Raw genomic sequence first — 615 nt, 5'->3', positions numbered from 1 at the left:
GGAGAAGTATTCCAACAGCTACCGGCATTTCTATCACCTGAGGCTCCTACAGTGCTGTAGGCGGCATCGGCAGAACAAGTGTTTATTAAGGAAGTGACATCAACTGCACCTTCATAAAGGTCATAATCAACCTGATCTTCAAGACATAAAGTAAATGTGCCATCATAAGATGTGTTATAACTATCGACTGAGAGGTAGTAAGTATTTCCTGGGGTTAAAGTTGGAACACCCAAAATCACATCTTCATTATTACTGCTAGTATATCTATCGCAGGCTACTTCTGTCGTGCCATCGCTTTCCCATAATGCCACCTGTGTTCTTCTTTGAGATCCCTTGGAGCCATCGATATCGACAGTGATGTTTATCTCACCAGTTGCCGGAGCCGTAAAGTAAAACCACCTGTTGAGTTGCGGGCCTGAATTGTTCCAACAACTACCTGCATTCAAATCTGGTGATGCACCAATTGTGGTATAGGCTTCATCTGCTGAGCATGTGCCGATTAAACCTGTAATATCTTGTGCACCTTCGTAATAATCATAATCAACATCATCTTGCAGGCATAGTGTAAAAGTGCCATCATACGAAGTGTTGTATGCGTCTACAGAAAGATAATAT

Annotated in this window: 1 protein-coding gene; it reads right to left on the bottom strand. The window is 42.3% G+C overall.

Features of this window, described 5'->3' with window-relative positions; genetic code table 11:
* The coding region (locus E1176_RS20115; RefSeq protein ID WP_185152472.1) for a hypothetical protein at positions 1–615 on the bottom strand (615 nt) is incomplete at both ends.

The sequence above is a fragment of the Fulvivirga aurantia genome, assembly GCF_009711475.1.
Lineage (GTDB): Bacteria > Bacteroidota > Bacteroidia > Cytophagales > Cyclobacteriaceae > Fulvivirga > Fulvivirga aurantia.
Note: the sequence above shows the minus strand (reverse complement) of the source record. Positions and strands in the feature narration are given on the sequence as shown.